We start from the raw sequence: 14,866 nt of genomic DNA on the forward strand, positions 1-14,866 counted from the left end.
CTATTGCTTACCCATCTGGGTGCATAAACTTCTGCTTTCCTAGAAGCTCATCTTCAGTTTCTACTCGATCTTCATCTGGCACACAACAATCTACTGGGCATACTGCGGCACATTGCGGCTCTTCATGAAAGCCCATGCATTCTGTACACTTATCAGGGGATATGTAATAAATCTCATCACTTATGGGAACTTGCACTTCTTCAGCGTTAACTGCCTTTCCATCAGGCAATACTACATCTCCTTCTAGAGAAGTACCATCACTATAACGCCATTCGTCAGCTCCCTCGTAAATTGCGGTATTTGGGCACTCAGGTTCGCAAGCACCACAATTAATACATTCATCTGTTATTATAATTGCCATAATTTTCTTTTTCCTTTATGCTGAAATAATTTCAGCATGCTTACTTTTGGACAAAAATAAACCCTACTAATTTAGTGTACAAATATAATGATGGCCTATACCTCTACATTGCAAGCTTTTGTTAAACTTGGAAGTTTTATTAGTGATTTTTGTGAAAACCATAATTCTTCAAATAATGAAGATTACCAAGAGTTTCTAGATGCTACAATAAGAGCAGAGCAACAAAACAGTTGGTTTAACCAAGAAAATGTTTTATTCGCCCTTGAGCAATGGTCAATATTACTTACCAAGGAGCATTTAACAAATTGGCTTTCCCATTATAGCCTTGATAGTTCTAAAGAAACAAAAACTGTTGGCCTTGTAATGGCCGGAAACATTCCATTAGTGGGATTCCATGATTTTTTATGTGTTTTGCTATCAGGGAATAAAATCATGGCTAAGCTGTCATCAAATGATACCGTGCTTCTCCCTTTTCTTTCTAAATTTTTAATAAGTCAAGACCCCTCACTCCAAGACAAAATACAGTTTGTTGAAGGAAAATTTGAAGATTTTGATGCGGTAATAGCAACTGGAAGTAATAATACAAGTAGATATTTTGAGTATTACTTTGGAAAAAAACCAAATATCATAAGAAAGAACAGAAACTCTGTAGCGGTTCTATCTGGAAACGAATCAAAAGAACAACTTACGGCTTTAGGAGAGGACATTTTTAGGTACTATGGATTGGGATGCAGAAATGTTTCAAAAATATATGTCCCAAAAGACTACAACTTTGATGAGTTTTTTAATGGTATTTTTCCTTTTAAGGATATTATACATCAAAATAAATATGCCAATAATTACGACTATAACAAAGCAGTTTATCTAATGAGTGAGTTTAAAATTTTGGACAATGGCTTTCTCATTCTAAAAGAAGATAAAAGCTTTTCATCCCCAATCGCCTCCTTATTCTATGAATATTATGATACGCTTTCAGGTCTAAAAAAAGAAATCCAAGAAAACGCAGAACATATTCAGTGTATTGTATCTGGTGGAGTGCTAGAAGAAGAGATCAATTATGGAGCAACTCAAAAGCCAAAATTGGATGACTATGCCGATGGAGTTAACACAATGAACTTCCTTTTACAACTCTAGAAAATTAGATCTTTCTGAATCATTTTTGTTTCCTAGAATTTTTCGACCTTTGCCTCTTAATTTATTAAAAATGAAAAAGCACAATTTTAGCGCAGGTCCTTGTATTTTGCCACAAGAAGTAATGCAGAAAGCTTCTGAAGCAGTTGTTGAACTTGATGGTATTGGACTATCCCTCATAGAAATTTCTCACAGAAGCAAAGAGTTTGTAGCTATAATGGAGAAAGCACGCTCCTTGGCACTAGAGCTATTAGGTTTGGAAGGGAAGGGCTACCAAGCGCTATTTCTTCAAGGTGGAGCTAGCACTCAGTTTTTAATGGCTGCATATAATTTATTGGATAAAAAAGCTGGTTACATCAATACGGGCACATGGAGTTTAAAAGCCATTAAAGAAGCACGGTTATTTGGTGAAATAGCGGAGATTGCCTCTTCACAAGATCAGAACTTCAATTATATTCCAAAAGGGTATTCAATTCCTAATGACTTGGATTATTTACATTTAACGTCCAACAATACCATTTTTGGAACACAGATAAAAAAATTCCCTAAAACAAATGTTCCTTTGGTCTGTGACATGAGTTCCGATATTTTCTCTAGACAAATGGATTTTTCTATGTTCGATTTAATTTATGCTGGAGCGCAGAAAAATATGGGTCCCGCGGGAACTACGCTAATTGTTGTTAAAGAAGATATTCTAGGAAAAATCTCCCGTAAAATTCCTTCAATGTTGGATTATGTGGTACATATAGGAAAGGATAGCATGTTCAATACCCCTCCTGTTTTCCCAGTTTATGTTTCCATGCTCACGATGCAATGGTTGAAAGATTTGGGTGGAATAGCTGCTATAGAAGAAATTAATGAAAGAAAAGCAAATCTTATCTATTCTGAAATAGAACTGAATCCAGTTTTCTCTGGTTATGCTGCCAAGGAAGATCGCTCCATTATGAATGCCACATTCAATATCACTGATGACTCACTCAAAGAAATATTCGATGAAAAATGCAAGGAGGCAGGAATCAATGGTATCAATGGTCATAGGTCTGTTGGGGGTTATAGAGCCTCAATGTACAACGCGCTTCCTCTTGAAAGTGTAGGTGTTCTTGTAGATATAATGAGTGATTTAGAAAAGAAAGGATAAGTTCAATGAGTAAGATTTTAGCAAACGACGGAATAGCTCAAACTGGAATCAACTTGCTTGAAAAAGAAGGCTTTGAGGTCATTACAACAACAGTTGCGCAAGAACAATTGTCCAATTATATTAATGATAACAACATTAGTTGTCTGTTAGTAAGAAGTGCCACAGAAGCAAGAAAATCATTAATTGATTCTTGCCCAAGTTTAAAGCTTATTGGTCGTGGTGGAGTTGGTATGGATAATATTGATGTGGAATATGCCAAATCCAAAGGAGTTCATGTTATAAACACCCCTGCCGCGTCTTCAGAGTCTGTTGCAGAATTGGTTTTTGCACATTTATTCGGAGGTATTCGGTTTTTGTATGATTCAAATCGAAATATGCCGTTAGATGGAGATAGCAAATTTAAACAGCTTAAAAAGAGCTACGCCGGTGGCACAGAGTTACGAGGAAAGACCTTAGGTTTAATCGGATTCGGAAGAATTGGTCAAGCAACAGCTAAAATGGCATTAGGTTTAGGAATGAAAGTGTTGTTTAATGACAAATTTGTTCCCAAAGCAACTATACAAATTCCTTTTTTTGATGGGCAGTCCATAAAATTTGAGCTGGAAAATAGCCCTATGGAAGAGGTTCTTAAAAACTCCGATTTTATAAGCGTCCATGTTCCCGCACAGAAAACCTACGTTCTTGGTGAAAAAGAATTCGGAATGATGAAAGCTGGTGTGGGAGTAATCAATGCCTCTCGAGGAGGGGTTTTAGATGAAGTTGCATTGGTTGATGCCCTAGAATCTGAAAAAATAGCCTTTGCTGGTTTAGACGTTTTTGAATCTGAACCAAATCCAGAAATACGGATATTAATGCACCCTAAAATATCCTTGACTCCCCATATAGGAGCTGCTACCAAAGAAGCGCAACAGCGCATAGGCACAGAGCTTGCAATGCAAATTATCGAATTACTTAAATAAGTTCATTTTTAACCCGTTAGGTAAAACGTTCTTTTTTGTACATTGTCACTCTAAACTAAACACTATAAAATGTCAGGATTATTAGATTTATTGAATAGCCCAATGGGTAAACAATTGATTAGCGGTGTAGCCGGTCAAACTGGGCAACCCGAAAACAAAACAGCAGATGTTCTAAGTATGGCAATGCCTCTTTTAATGGGTGCCATGAAAAAGAATGCATCTACTCCTGGAGGTGCGCAAGGTTTAATGAGTGCATTATCATCAAAACACGACGGTAGTATATTGGATAACCTTGGAGGTCTTTTTGGAGGTGGTGTTGATCAAGGGGTTATGGATGATGGAGCAGGAATATTAGGACATGTTTTTGGTTCTAAACAACCACAAGTGGAAAATGCCTTGAGTAGTAAATCAGGAATTGATGCTGGCTCAATTTCACAAATACTGAAAATTGCAGCCCCTATTTTATTGGGTTACCTGGGTAAGCAGACCAAACAACAAAATGTAAGCAGTCCGGATGCATTAAGCGGTCTTTTAGGAGGTCTTATGGGAGGTGGCAGTACAGCCAATAAACAACAATCCCTAATTGAAAGCTTTTTAGATTCAGATGGAGATGGCAGTGTAATAGATGATCTAGCTGGAATGGTATTGAACAGCGGCGGTCAAAAAAAGAGCGGACTTGGAGGTCTTTTAGGAGGTCTTTTTGGAAAATAAACACCTATCTTAACTTTATTTAACAAGGCCATTTAGACATCTAAATGGCTTTTTTTGTATTTTAATGATATGAAAAAGAACATTTTAAATAAATTTATTGCACTCTTGTTGGTGTCGGGATTATTTGCCTCCTGTACTACCCAAAAAGAAGCATTGGACATTTCAACCAAAGAGCAAGAAGTTTTTAATTCCAAAGCGGAAGAAAAAGTTGAGATAAAGAATGAAGAGACAGAGTACGAGATCATCATTATTGAACCAGGGTTTTATACGTGGTTACAAAGTATAGCAAGACCTGAAGGGTATTACTCTCAACACTTTTTAGAAAACAGAAATAACCTAATGGTGATCAATTGGAACCAAAGGGTCCTACAACCACAGCGCTTCAACCCAAATTTGTACGAACTTCAAATAGATTACAATCCAGGTATTGATTATGGGTATGAGGTGAACTATAAATTGTACAACTATTTCATTTATTTTCAGCGTAAATACAACCAACGCTTGGGTCCTTTTATTCCTAGGATTTAATGTATTATTTTTGCCATCGAAATTCTGTCGATGGAAAAGTTAAAAAAACGTTGGGGTATAGAATCCAACTTCCAAATAGTAGTTATTTTTATTGTTTTTGCCATTACAGGTAGTTGCTCAGCAAAACTAGCTGCTCCTGCCGCTGACTTGATTGGCCTGGATAAAGAACAACTTTCTGGTTGGATCTATTGGCCTATTAGAATATTGTTGATCTTCCCCATTTATCAGGTTTTATTGGTTTTCTTTGGGTGGTTGTTTGGTCAATTTCGGTTCTTTTGGAACTTTGAAAAGAAAATGTTGAAACGTATGGGATTGGGCTTTTTGTTTGATTAATTATGTTTTCCTTAACACTACAGAAACCAACAAATTATATAGATTTGCTCCATAATGAAGGATTTTAGAAAAATTCTGGGCCTTTTCATATTTGTTTCCTTGATGTTTGTCAAGGTGTCAGCACTGCATGTGTATGCTCACCAAGACGGCGACCAAGAAAAAATTGAGAATTGCAAGATTTGTGATTTGGCAGTCGAGAACCAGAACATGGAACTCAATCAAGTTTCAAATCCCGAAGCTTTTCATTCTACATTTCTTAATTCAATAGATAATAATTTTTACTACATAAGTCTTAGTATTGAAAAAGACTTTTCTTATTATCTGTTTTCCAGGCCCCCTCCTTACTTTAGTTAACAGGCCAACGCATTCCGTCTTTCCATAACGGACCATCTCTTTTATTAATTTATTTTGTTCTGAATGAAAATAAACATTTTCATTACTCTGTTTCTATTTATTTCCCTTTACGGGTTTTCTCAAGATTGCAGTGATATCCTTACTGGTCAAGTTATAGACTATCATAACAAAACACCACTTGAAAATGCTAGTATTCTAATAATAGAAAATCAAAAAATCGTGAAAACCGACAATAAGGGAAAATTCCAACTTCCAAATCTATGCCCAGGTGTTTACGAATTGGAAATTTCTCATCCGGAGTGCACTACCACTTTTATTAAAGTAGAGGTTGATGGTATAGCATGGATTGATGTAAAATTGGAGCATCACTTAGAAGAACTTGAAGAAGTAAAGGTGATTGGCGATGCTATTGCCCAAAAAACCAATTCTGCTCTGGAAGAATCATTAAAACTTAAAACACTTGAACAATACAGTTCTGGGAGTTTAGGAGATGCTTTAAAAGAATTAACAGGTGTTTCATCTTTAAATACAGGAGCTAATATCGTAAAACCTGCAATTCATGGTCTTAATGGTAGTAGGGTCTTGATACTGAACGATGGCGTAAGAATGCAGGATATGGAATGGGGAGATGAACATGCTCCTAATATAGATATCAATGCAACTGGGTCCATTTCCGTAATCAAAGGTGCTTCTGCCCTTTTGTATGGAGGTGATGCTATTGGCGGTGTTATTGTAATGGAGCAGGCAAGAATTCCTGCTAAGGATACTTTATACGGCAAAACCATTGTAAATGGGGTTTCAAACGGTAGAGGCGGAAATGTTACTACAGAGCTTATTAAAGCATTTGAGAATGGATGGTATCTACGAGGGCAAGGTTCATATAAACGATTGGGAGATCATGAAGCTCCAGATTACATCCTCTCCAATACGGGAGTTCAAGAAATTGGAGCTTCTCTTCAATTGGGGAAACAGTTGTTTACTTGGGGATGGGATGCAAAGTATTCCTATTACAACTCTGAAATTGCTGTACTAAGAGCTTCACATATAGGCAATGTTGATGATTTAATACGGGGTATCAATAATGGTGCACCTGAGATAGTCAGACCTTTTACGTACGATATTCAAAATCCTAGACAAGAAGTAACCCATCACTTAGGAAAACTTAAGTTCTACAAACGTTTTGAAGGTCTTGGCAAATGGAATGCCCAATATGACTATCAAAACAACAGACGGTTCGAGTTTGACGTGCGAAGAGGCGAACGTGACAACCAAGCATCCATAGACTTAGAATTGACTACACATACTTTTTCAACTGATTTAAAATTGGATTCCAAAGAATTATATGAACTTCAGTTTGGCGTTTTAGGTAGATTTCAGGAAAACTTTGCCAACCCTGCCACGGGTGTAAGAAGATTGATACCCGATTATGAAAAGTTTGATTTTGGAGCTTTTATTACGGGAGAATATCAGTTAACTGATAAAGTTCTCGTTGATGCAGGTCTACGTTATGATTTTAATCGTATTGATGCCAAAAAGTTTTACCAAACGTCCAGATGGGAAGAACGCGGTTATGATCAAGAGTTTCAAGACTTGATTACTGATGATTTGGGAACACAATTGCTTACCAATCCTGTATTTGATTATCATAACTTCTCAACCACATTTGGTGCTCAGTATACTGAAAATAATGGCTCTACAGTTAGAATTAATTATGCGCTATCGCAAAGGGCGCCCAATCCTTCAGAGTTGTTTAGTGATGGTTTACATCACTCCGCAGCACGTATAGAACTGGGTGATCTTCGTATTAAAAGTGAGACCTCCCATAAAATCTCAACATCATATCAAAAAGATTTCAATACCTGGGGATTTACACTAGAGCCCTATGCTAATTTCATTAAAGATTTTATTCTTTTAGAGCCAACTAGTGTAGAGTTTACTATTAGGGGTGCTTTTCCAGTTTGGGAATATAGACAGACAAACGCAAGATTGTTAGGAGTTGATGTAGCGGCTTATATGGATTGGACCGGTAATTGGAGAACGGATCATCAATTTTCTTTAGTTAAAGGAATAGATACTGAAAATAGCAGTGCATTGATCAATATACCAGCTGCAAATTTTAGAAACAAACTAACTTTTGTAAAGCCAGAATGGAACAACTTTGAGTTTAGCCTTGAAAGTCAGTATGTATTTGAACAAAATGAGTACCCAGAAAACATTACTGTATTCTCCCCTGAGCAGCAACAGGAAGTGTTGTTAGAAATAAATACACCTCCGGAAGCATACCATCTGTTAGGTATTAGCTCAAAAATGGAGTTTCCGTTTAAAAACAACTTAAAGCTTACAACTGGATTAACAGTTAGTAATCTGTTAGATACAAATTATAGAGATTACCTAAATCGGCAACGTTTTTTTGCGGATGATCTAGGTAGAAATATCATTTTACAATTAAAACTCAATTATTAAATCAAATTTAAATTAAAGACTATGAAAACTATTAAATTATTATCACTAGCAGTATTAGCCGGAACTTTATTTGTAAGCTGTTCCAGCGATGACAATGATCCAGATCCAGTGAATGAAGAAGAGACCATAACAACTATGACAGCGACCATGGTACCACAAGGTGGAGGAACAACCATTACGTTACAATCGCAAGACTTAGATGGGGATGGACCCAATGCTCCTACGATAACCGTATCTGGCAGCTTGGCTGAAAACACCGTTTATGACGGGACTGTTGTACTGCTTAATGAAACAGAAACACCTGCCGAGAATGTTAATGAAGAAATTGAAGGAGAAGCGGCTGAACATCAGTTTTTCTTTGTAGCTGGAGGCGGTCTAAACGCAACCTCTGCCTATGCAGATGACGAATCTGATTATGTTTCAGATGAGACGGGTGAAAACTTCACAACCACCAATCCCGTTGGTATTTCGTTTACAATTACTACAACTGACGCCAGTACAGGAACTTTGGCAATTACGTTAAGACATGAGCCTAAAAAACCTAATGATGGAACTTTGGCAGACGCAGGTGGAGAAACCGATATTACGCAAACCTTTGATCTTGTTATAGAATAAATACATATTCAAAAATTGTTCTTTACGAAACAATTGATGTTTTGAAAACAAAAAACGGACATATTTGGCGGAGTTCTTTATTGACAGGCATTTTGCTTTTTCAATTGAGCTTCGCCATTGTTCATCTCTTAACATCACATATATTCCACCCTATAAGTGAAGTCGATTTTAGTAATGAAACGATTTCTGAAACTGAATACAACTGTAGCCTCTGTGCTAAACTGAATATTAAGCCAGCAACATTGCCTTTGGTTTCGGAAGTTGTCTTCACCACCCTATTTTTTTCTTCTGTATTTGCATTTAAGAATATTAGCATCTCCACTGTTAGTGCAGATTTTAAGTATTTAAGAGGTCCACCTTTTAAACACTTAAAATCATCATCGATTTGGGCATTTTATTAGAAAAATGTCTAGTTATCTATACTTCTAAATCAATTCTGGTTTTGAAGCTTCCTTACCATATCAATCTTAAATAAACTTTTATGATTACAACTGATAATCTCACCAAACAGTATGGTGAAACCATTGTATTAAACCAATTGAATTTGAACATTGGTGCCAACGAAATTTATTGCCTACTCGGAGCAAATGGGGCAGGAAAAACAACTACCATTAATTTGTTGCTTGGCTTTATAAAACCCACTTCGGGAAGCGCATTTATCAATGGGTTGAGTGTATCCGAAGATTATATAAAAACAAAACAATACCTAGCCTATATTCCAGAAAATCTGATGTTATACCCTACTTTGACTGCAGTTGAAAACCTTAAGTATTTTTCGGGTATAGGTGGAAAAAACCTTAGCAAAAGCCAATCGGAAGATTTTCTGAATGAGGCTGGTCTTCAGAAGAGTGCTTTTAATCAACGGATTTCAACATTTTCCAAAGGAATGCGACAGAAAGTGGGCATTTCAATTGCATTGGCAAAAGATGCTAAATCATTATTATTAGACGAACCTACCTCTGGTTTAGACCCAAAAAGTAGTAATGAATTCGGACAGCTTTTACACAAGTTAAAGAATAATGGGGTGTCTATACTAATGGCTACCCATGATCTATTTAGGGCCAAAGATACCGGCACACACATTGGTATTATGAAAAACGGCCAATTAAAACAAGAATATGCAACCAAAGACATATCACTACCTGAATTAGAACAAGCTTACCTAGAAGCCATGAACTATAAAGAGCTTGTGTAATGATTCGAAATACTTTTATTAAAGAAATCACCGAGTTTGCTAGGGATGGAAGGGTTAAAATAGCGTTTTCAATTGTAATAATATTGCTGGGTATAGCTACATGGATTAGCAGCAGACAATACAATGCTATAAATGAACAATATGCCGAGGCTAAAAGTGCAGAAAGATCCGTTTGGAATAATCAGGGTGAGAAAAATCCGCACTCGGCAGCACACTATGGTACTTATGCGTTTAAACCCAAATACCCGTTATCCTTAATTGATCAAGGTGTTGACAAATATGCGGGAACTTCTATTTTTTTGGAAGCGCATAATAGAAATGAAGCGCAATTTAGCTTGGCAGCGGATCAAACCGGTTTGGCGCGTTTTGGGGATTTAACCCCTGATTTCATTCTGTTATTTATTATCCCATTACTTATTGTACTGTTGGGATACAATGCCTTTACCAAAGAACTAGAAATGAGAACTTTGGTATTGATCCGAAGTCAGGGAATCGCTGCCTGGAAACTAATTCTTGGAAAATGGACAGCACTCTTGCTTCCAATCCTAGTTATTACGATCGTCTTAATAATTGGAGCGGGAATAATTCTATCTAACCTAGAAGATTTTGGTGTTTTCAGATGGAGCAACCTAGGGATACTTTTTTTAGTGTATGTATCCTATTACATTGTTTTCATCAACCTTGTGTTGATTATCTCAGCCAAATCTAAAAAATCTTCTATTTCATTGGTTTTATCATTGGCAATTTGGATCATAGCGTGTTTGGTAGTGCCCAAAGCAGCCAGTAATTTTGCAGAAACCAAGTACCCTTACCCTACCCGACAAGAATTTGCCGCAAATATATTGAAAGACAAGCAAGAAGGTTTAGACGGCCATGACCCATGGAACAAGCAGGCAAAACTGCTTGAGCAAGAAGTCCTAAAAGAGCATAATGTAGATAGCTTACATCAACTACCTTTTAATTTTGATGCTTACCGAATGCAGAAGGGAGAAGAACATGAGGCTGAGGTATATTTTAAACATTATAAGCATTTAAAATCACAGTTTGAGGGCCAAACTAAAGTATATGTCGGTCTTGCAGCTCTTTCTCCGTTTCTTCCAGCACGTTTTTTGAGTATGGGTGTGGCAAATACGGATTACTCAACCCATTGGGATTTTTCAGATGCTGCAGAAGATTATCGTATTAAGATGCAGGCATTTTTGAACAATGATTTTGCAAAAAACTCTTCTCTTGGAGAGTGGAGCTATAGGGCGGAGGAAACTACATGGGAAAAACTCCCTGTTTTTGAGTACTCTCCTCCCCAACTTACCGAGATTCTATCAAAGAATTCTTCCAACGTAATTGTTCTGGTAACGTGGTTATTGGGATCATTTGCTTTTTTATTCATCACCGTTAAAGTCTGATCGTTATGTACAAGTATAATTTTCTTTATGAATTAAAATTACTCCTGCGTAGTGGATGGATGCAAATTCTCAGCCTATTGTTGTTGGGGCTTTTCTGTTTTGCCACCATGAACGGAGAGCAAAAAGTAAAAAAAAGAAAACAAGATATTCAATTAGCAAAGGCAGAGGTTAAAGAATCGGATAACAATATGCTTTCTCTCCTGGATTCCATTGAAAATGGAATGGAAGTCAATGCTTCCAGATGGACACTGCCTTCTAGCCCAACGGCAGTTGGCAACTATCATCCCAGAGTGGCCGCAATGAATCCGCAACCATTGTCATTTGTTTCAACGGGGCAAAGTGATTTGTTTACGCATTATGTGAAACCAACTATGACCGGAGATGACTTTGCTCTTAACTTTACCGAAATCATTAGTCCTGTCCAGCAACTCTTTGGAAGTTTTGACCTTGCATTTGTTATCGTGTATCTGCTTCCTTTGATTATCATTGCATTTTCGTATAATGTTTTATCAGCAGAGCGAGAAGGTGGGTCGTTAAAACTATTAGCTTCCCAACCTATTTCAATCCATACTTGGGTGTTTCAAAAAATAAGTCTACGTTTTTTTTGGACTCTTATCCTCACTACTGTTATCCTCACTATAGTTTTTCTATTTCTTGCATCAAGCAGCAACTTTAAAGGGTTGTTTAATGTCATTATAATAGCTACCGCATATATGCTTTTTTGGTTTGCGCTTGCCTTTGTAGTGAATTTAAGAGTGGGAAATTCTTCAAAAAATGCTATTGTGCTTTTAGGGCTTTGGGTTGTTTTTGTGTTATTGGTTCCATCCGTACTAAATCAGTTGGGAAATACATTGTATCCAATGCCGTCACGCACACTCATGATTAATAAAATGAGAAGTTTAAAAGAAGACGCTATCCAAAAACAAGATGAGATTTTGGACAACTTCTTACGAGACCATCCCGAATACGCCATCAACGATCCAAATCAGAGCAGGAAGTTCTATCATCGCTATGTGGCATCACAAAAACTAGTGAAAGAAGAACTTGAACCTGTAGCTTTGGAATTTGAACAGCAGTTAGAAAAACAACAAGTTTTGGTTTCAAAATTTCGCTGGCTTTCTGCTTCAATTATTGCACAAGAGTCCCTTAATATGCTTTCTGGAACTTCCACTGCCGACTATGAAGATTATCGCAAGCAGGTAATACACTTTGCTGAAATATGGCGAGACCACTTAACCCCACTTTTATATAATAATGAGCCCTTTACAAGCAACGATTATGCAGCATTGCCGTCATTTTACTATCAACCCATAAAATTGAAAAACAACATGATTTCTTCTCTAATCATTATGCTGGTTTCGCTTGGGATTGGGTTTATGGGATACATGTTTGCACTCAAAGGAAACGCATCAAAACTAATCGTCTCATGAGAATAGCATATTGGATAATTATGTTTTTCCCATTATGCATGGTTTATGCTCAGGAAAACAATAGTCAAAATTTTGCTCCACCAGAAATTCCTCAAGAAATAAGGGTTTCTAAAGCCCTCAATGGAATTGAGTTAGATGGTTTTCTGAATGAAAAAGATTGGGAAACAGCCGAAATAACGGAAGATTTTTTCAGAAGAGAACCAAGGCAAGGCGGCAAGATCAAATATAAAACTCAAGTTCAGTTTTTATATGATGACAAAAATTTATACGTTGCCGCATTCTGCAGCGATTCTTTAGGTTTACAGGGAATTAGGATTCAGGATTTAAGAAGAGATTTTGACTGGGGAGAAAATGATATTTTTGGGATTGCTCTGGACCCCCAAAACCTAAAACAATACGCACAAGGTTTTCAAACAACTCCCTTCGGTAACCAGCGTGATTTTCAAAATTTCAATGGAAATAGTTTTGACACAGGTTGGAATACCTTGTGGAGGGTTCGCACGCAAAGAACCGATAAAGGTTATTCCGTGGAGATGGCGATTCCATTTAAATCTTTGCGTTATAACCTTCCTGAGAATGGCAACACGATTGAGTGGGGAATGACGCTAGTTCGCTATGCTCGAAGGGATATAGAAGTTTCTACATTTCCAGCTATTCCACAATCCTTTACGCCATATCGGATGACCTATGCAGCCAAACTAACAGGTATTGAAGTACCTCCCCCATCAGCCAATATTAGGGTGGAGCCATATGCGTTGTACCAATATGACGAGAACAAAGAAGGGGAATCATTAACTGCTAAATCCAGTGATCCTAAAATAGGTGTGGACGCCAAATGGGCCATAAACCCAAAAACGGTTCTCGATCTAACCATCAACACAGATTTTGCACAGGCCGATGTTGACAGGGCGGTAAATAACCTAGAACGTTTCAATATTTTCTTTCCTGAACGTCGTCAGTTCTTTTTAGAAAACTCTGGTATCTGGGCTGGCGGTTTGCAGCAATCCATTCGCCCGTTTTTTAGCAGAAGAATTGGCTTACAAGGTGAATTCAATGCAACACCGGCACCCATTGATTTTGGTGCCCGTTTTACACAAAGAACAGAAAAGAATGCTTTGGCTGGCCTCTTTGTTCGTCAACGTGAAACGGAAAACTCCGCTGGAGCCAATTTTGGTGTTCTTCGGTATCTAAAAAACTACGGAAGGGAAAACAATATTGGTGTAATGATCACCCATAGAGAAGATGATAGTAATTCGGAACTCAATCTGGAAAACAACAGTAATACCACCATAACCGTAGATGGACAAATTAGGCCAACTAGCCAATGGGATGTGCAATATTTACTGTCTAGTTCAATTGATGAGTCTACCGGAAAAACCGGATATGCCGGGAGAATTTTTGTTGGGAACGACACCAATAAGTATTATTATGGATGGGTAACTGAATATACGGATGCGAATTATAACCCAAGAATGGGGTTTGTTAGGCAAAACAATGTAATTCGTCACAATCCTGGCGGATATTACATATGGAGACCAAAGAACATTGATTGGATCAGGCGATGGGATCCCGGTATGTTTGTCAATTACAATCATGACGCGACCGACCCAAGCCAATTTCAGCAAGCCAGTCTTTATATTTTTCCGGTTTTTACATGGTTCAAAGACAATAGCTTTGTGGAAACTTCCTTTACTCCCACTTGGCAAAACATCAATTTTGAATTCGCTCCCTTAGGATTGGAGATTGAGCAGGACAATTATTTTTATACCAGATATTTAGTAAAGTACAACACAGATCAGTCCAAAAAATGGTCGGGAGATGTTGGATATAATTTTGGGAATTTTTATAATGGAACCAGAGGTACTATTAGTGCTGCTGCGCGTTTTGCGCCAGTTCCACATGCCGCGCTAACGTTAGACTATGAACACAATACAATAAAAAGTGTTGGAGTCAATAACTCGGATTTGACTACAAATCTGTATTCTGCAAACTTACGTCTAGCATTAAACCCAAGACTTCAATTATCAACATTCTATCAATATAATAGTTTTAATGAACAGGGTAGATGGAATGCACGTTTTAGCTGGGAATATATGCCTCTATCTTTTATTTATCTCGTTTTTAACGATACCCAAACCGATGTTTTTGACCCTTCAATAAACGCCAAACAGTTTATAAGTAAAATCACGCTTTTAAAGCAATTTTAGATTTTAGTTAGTTTGTTAGTGAAAAATCGGGAGGTGGC

The 14,866-nt window shown here is 37.3% G+C and carries 15 protein-coding genes; 14 read left to right on the forward strand and 1 reads right to left on the reverse strand.

The window, feature by feature from the left end:
- Positions 1 to 7: 7 nt before the first annotated feature.
- On the reverse strand, positions 8 to 361 hold the full coding sequence (locus LV704_RS18850; RefSeq protein ID WP_163422136.1) for a 4Fe-4S dicluster domain-containing protein: 354 nt from the start codon (positions 359 to 361) through the stop codon (positions 8 to 10).
- An 87-nt stretch (positions 362 to 448) separates the two neighbouring features.
- On the opposite strand from LV704_RS18850, the gene LV704_RS18855 reads away from it, so the two are divergent.
- The 14 genes from LV704_RS18855 (at position 449) to LV704_RS18920 (ending at position 14,828) form a co-directional block, all read left to right on the forward strand.
- The gene (locus tag LV704_RS18855) at positions 449 to 1,495 is read left to right on the forward strand and encodes an acyl-CoA reductase (protein ID WP_163422135.1); all 1,047 of its coding nucleotides are present in this window, start codon (positions 449 to 451) and stop codon (positions 1,493 to 1,495) included.
- Between the two features lie 70 nt (positions 1,496 to 1,565).
- A complete protein-coding gene (serC, locus tag LV704_RS18860) occupies positions 1,566 to 2,630 on the forward strand; it encodes a 3-phosphoserine/phosphohydroxythreonine transaminase (RefSeq protein WP_163422134.1) in 1,065 nt (354 codons plus the stop codon).
- 5 nt (positions 2,631 to 2,635) lie between these two features.
- Positions 2,636 to 3,589, forward strand: coding sequence for a D-2-hydroxyacid dehydrogenase (locus LV704_RS18865; RefSeq protein ID WP_163422133.1), 954 nt, complete (start codon positions 2,636 to 2,638; stop codon positions 3,587 to 3,589).
- Between the two features lie 69 nt (positions 3,590 to 3,658).
- Positions 3,659 to 4,300, forward strand: coding sequence for a DUF937 domain-containing protein (locus LV704_RS18870; RefSeq protein ID WP_163422132.1), 642 nt, complete (start codon positions 3,659 to 3,661; stop codon positions 4,298 to 4,300).
- 69 nt (positions 4,301 to 4,369) lie between these two features.
- Entirely contained in the window at positions 4,370 to 4,828 is a 459-nt protein-coding gene (locus LV704_RS18875; protein ID WP_163422131.1) for a DUF6146 family protein, read from the forward strand.
- 30 nt (positions 4,829 to 4,858) lie between these two features.
- A complete protein-coding gene (locus tag LV704_RS18880) occupies positions 4,859 to 5,161 on the forward strand; it encodes a DUF6787 family protein (protein WP_163422130.1) in 303 nt (100 codons plus the stop codon).
- A gap of 54 nt (positions 5,162 to 5,215) precedes the next feature.
- A complete protein-coding gene (locus LV704_RS18885) occupies positions 5,216 to 5,515 on the forward strand; it encodes a hypothetical protein (protein WP_205597881.1) in 300 nt (99 codons plus the stop codon).
- Positions 5,516 to 5,578: 63 nt separating this feature from the next.
- Positions 5,579 to 7,978: a TonB-dependent receptor domain-containing protein gene (locus LV704_RS18890; protein WP_163422129.1), complete on the forward strand. Its 2,400-nt coding sequence runs from the start codon at positions 5,579 to 5,581 to the stop codon at positions 7,976 to 7,978.
- A 21-nt stretch (positions 7,979 to 7,999) separates the two neighbouring features.
- Positions 8,000 to 8,593, forward strand: coding sequence for a type 1 periplasmic binding fold superfamily protein (locus tag LV704_RS18895; RefSeq protein ID WP_163422128.1), 594 nt, complete (start codon positions 8,000 to 8,002; stop codon positions 8,591 to 8,593).
- Between the two features lie 41 nt (positions 8,594 to 8,634).
- Positions 8,635 to 8,994, forward strand: a complete 360-nt coding sequence (locus LV704_RS18900; protein ID WP_163422127.1) for a hypothetical protein — start codon at positions 8,635 to 8,637, stop codon at positions 8,992 to 8,994.
- Between the two features lie 80 nt (positions 8,995 to 9,074).
- The gene (locus LV704_RS18905) at positions 9,075 to 9,788 is read left to right on the forward strand and encodes an ABC transporter ATP-binding protein (RefSeq protein WP_163422126.1); all 714 of its coding nucleotides are present in this window, start codon (positions 9,075 to 9,077) and stop codon (positions 9,786 to 9,788) included.
- Entirely contained in the window at positions 9,788 to 11,191 is a 1,404-nt protein-coding gene (locus tag LV704_RS18910) for a DUF3526 domain-containing protein (RefSeq protein WP_163422125.1), read from the forward strand. Before LV704_RS18905 ends, LV704_RS18910 begins: the two co-directional genes overlap by 1 nt.
- A 5-nt stretch (positions 11,192 to 11,196) precedes the next feature.
- On the forward strand, positions 11,197 to 12,621 hold the full coding sequence (locus tag LV704_RS18915; RefSeq protein WP_163422124.1) for a DUF3526 domain-containing protein: 1,425 nt from the start codon (positions 11,197 to 11,199) through the stop codon (positions 12,619 to 12,621).
- Positions 12,618 to 14,828 (forward strand): DUF5916 domain-containing protein, encoded by a 2,211-nt coding sequence (locus tag LV704_RS18920; protein ID WP_163422123.1) that lies wholly within the window; start codon positions 12,618 to 12,620, stop codon positions 14,826 to 14,828. The genes LV704_RS18915 and LV704_RS18920 overlap by 4 nt, the downstream gene beginning before the upstream one ends.
- The last annotated feature ends 38 nt before the right edge of the window (positions 14,829 to 14,866 follow it).

The organism is Flagellimonas sp. CMM7, assembly GCF_021390195.1.
GTDB lineage: Bacteria > Bacteroidota > Bacteroidia > Flavobacteriales > Flavobacteriaceae > Flagellimonas.

What these genes read in the sequence shown, in the direction of transcription:
- LV704_RS18910 (WP_163422125.1), top strand. Translation starts at nt 9,788, where the DNA reads ATGATTCGAAATACTTTTATTAAAGAAATCACCGAGTTTGCTAGGGAT.
- LV704_RS18880 (WP_163422130.1), top strand. Translation starts at nt 4,859, where the DNA reads ATGGAAAAGTTAAAAAAACGTTGGGGTATAGAATCCAACTTCCAAATA.
- LV704_RS18870 (WP_163422132.1), top strand. Translation starts at nt 3,659, where the DNA reads ATGTCAGGATTATTAGATTTATTGAATAGCCCAATGGGTAAACAATTG.
- LV704_RS18905 (WP_163422126.1), top strand. Translation starts at nt 9,075, where the DNA reads ATGATTACAACTGATAATCTCACCAAACAGTATGGTGAAACCATTGTA.
- LV704_RS18875 (WP_163422131.1), top strand. Translation starts at nt 4,370, where the DNA reads ATGAAAAAGAACATTTTAAATAAATTTATTGCACTCTTGTTGGTGTCG.
- LV704_RS18895 (WP_163422128.1), top strand. Translation starts at nt 8,000, where the DNA reads ATGAAAACTATTAAATTATTATCACTAGCAGTATTAGCCGGAACTTTA.
- LV704_RS18885 (WP_205597881.1), top strand. Translation starts at nt 5,216, where the DNA reads ATGAAGGATTTTAGAAAAATTCTGGGCCTTTTCATATTTGTTTCCTTG.
- serC (WP_163422134.1), top strand. Translation starts at nt 1,566, where the DNA reads ATGAAAAAGCACAATTTTAGCGCAGGTCCTTGTATTTTGCCACAAGAA.
- LV704_RS18865 (WP_163422133.1), top strand. Translation starts at nt 2,636, where the DNA reads ATGAGTAAGATTTTAGCAAACGACGGAATAGCTCAAACTGGAATCAAC.
- LV704_RS18855 (WP_163422135.1), top strand. Translation starts at nt 449, where the DNA reads ATGATGGCCTATACCTCTACATTGCAAGCTTTTGTTAAACTTGGAAGT.
- LV704_RS18850 (WP_163422136.1), bottom strand. Translation starts at nt 361, where the DNA reads ATGGCAATTATAATAACAGATGAATGTATTAATTGTGGTGCTTGCGAA.
- LV704_RS18915 (WP_163422124.1), top strand. Translation starts at nt 11,197, where the DNA reads ATGTACAAGTATAATTTTCTTTATGAATTAAAATTACTCCTGCGTAGT.
- LV704_RS18890 (WP_163422129.1), top strand. Translation starts at nt 5,579, where the DNA reads ATGAAAATAAACATTTTCATTACTCTGTTTCTATTTATTTCCCTTTAC.
- LV704_RS18920 (WP_163422123.1), top strand. Translation starts at nt 12,618, where the DNA reads ATGAGAATAGCATATTGGATAATTATGTTTTTCCCATTATGCATGGTT.